The sequence below is a fragment of the Streptomyces luteolifulvus genome (assembly GCF_008806595.1).
Classification (GTDB): domain Bacteria; phylum Actinomycetota; class Actinomycetes; order Streptomycetales; family Streptomycetaceae; genus Streptomyces; species Streptomyces luteolifulvus.
The window spans coordinates 1-1,646 of record NZ_VZRB01000093.1; the positions used below are offsets into that span (position 1 = coordinate 1).

Genomic DNA, 1,646 nt, shown 5'->3' on the forward strand with positions numbered 1-1,646 from the left:
CAGGTCAGCGACTCAGCGCACCTTCGGTGCGCGCCGGGGGCGTGGTAAATGCCGTGGCGCGCGCCGGACATGCTTCTGTCTGCCCTGACGTGGGCTGATGCCGTTCGGGGACGCTGAAGGTGTTCGTTCCGGCCGAAACCGAGGCATCTGTGATGCCGGTGAGCTCGCAGGTCAGCATGGTGCCGAGGGCCGTCCACGGGAACCGTGGAGTGTTGCTGCGAAGCACGCGCGTCAGAATTCCTGTTCCACCCTGGCCCTCCCGGAACGGCGAGTCGCCCGGTCGTCCGGTGAGGGAGGGAGCAAGGCCGTGGACGTGCTGCACGAACGCTGCGCCGGCCTGGACATCAGCAAGAAAGACGCCAAAGCGTGCGTCCGCACTCCGAGCACGAAGCGGCGGGGAACGTTCACCACCCAGACCACGACCTGGGGTTCGACGACGAACGCCGTACTCGCCCTGCGGGATCACCTGCTCGCCGCCGAGGTCACCCTCGTCGTGATCGAGGCGACCTCGGACTACTGGAAGCCCTTCTACTACCTGCTGGCCGAAGACCTGAACGTGATCCTGGTCAACGCCCGGCAGGTCAAGAACCTGCCCGGCCGAAAGACGGACGTCTCCGACGCCGCCTGGCTGGCCCAACTGGGCGCGCACGGCCTGGTCCGTCCCTCGTTCGTGCCACCCGCACCGGTGCGCGAGCTGCGGGACCTGACCCGGGCCCGCACCCAGATGACCCGTGAACGCGGCCAGATCGTGCAGCGGCTGGAGAAGCTGCTGGAGGACACCGGGATCAAACTCGCCGCGGTCGCCTCCGACATCATGGGCGTCTCGGGCCGGGCCATGCTGGAAGCCCTCATCGCGGGTGAACGCGACCCGCAGACCCTCGCGGACCTGGCCAAACGCAAGCTCCGCAACAAAATCCCCGAACTCACCGAGGCCCTGACCGGACGCTTCCGCGCCCACCACGCCTTCCTCACCCGGCTGCACCTGGACCACTACGACCAGCTCACCGACGCGATCCGGCAGCTGGACCAGCGGATCGAGGAGGCGATGGCCCCCTTTCGAGGCGCCCTCGACCTACTCGACACCGTCCCCGGGATCAACCAGGCCGTCGCCGAAGTGATCATCGCGGAGACCGGCGGCGACATGACCCGGTTCGCCTCGGCCGGGCACCTCGCGTCCTGGGCCGGGGTCTGCCCAGGCCACCACGAGTCCGCCGGCCGCACCAAGAACACCAAGGTCCGCCCCGGCAACCCCTACCTCAAAGGCGCCCTCGGACTCGCTGCCTTCGGCGCAGCGAGAACCAAGGACACCTACCTGCAAGCCCGCTACAAGCGGCTGACCGCCCGCCGCGGACCGATGAAAGCCCTGGTCGCCGTGGAGCACTCGATCATCACCGCGATCTGGCACATGCTCACCGGCAACGTCCCCTACCGCGAACTCGGCGGCACCTACTTCGTCCAGCGCGACCCCGAACGCGCCACGCGCCGCGCGATCACCGCCCTCAACCAGCTCGGCTACACCGTCACCCTCAACCCGATCGAAGGCGCAGCCTGACCGCTCACAGACCAAGTGCCCGGCGGCCTCGACGACCACCGGGCACCCAGCCCTGCCCAAACAGCCCCTGACCTGGACCTATTTACGCGTCAGA

Annotated in this window: 1 protein-coding gene; it reads left to right on the forward strand. The window is 68.3% G+C overall.

The window, feature by feature from the left end; translation table 11 throughout:
• The first annotated feature begins 307 nt into the window (after window positions 1–307).
• Window positions 308–1,552 (forward strand): IS110 family RNA-guided transposase, encoded by a 1,245-nt coding sequence (locus tag F7R91_RS41710; protein ID WP_150959083.1) that lies wholly within the window; start codon window positions 308–310, stop codon window positions 1,550–1,552.
• Window positions 1,553–1,646 lie beyond the last annotated feature (94 nt).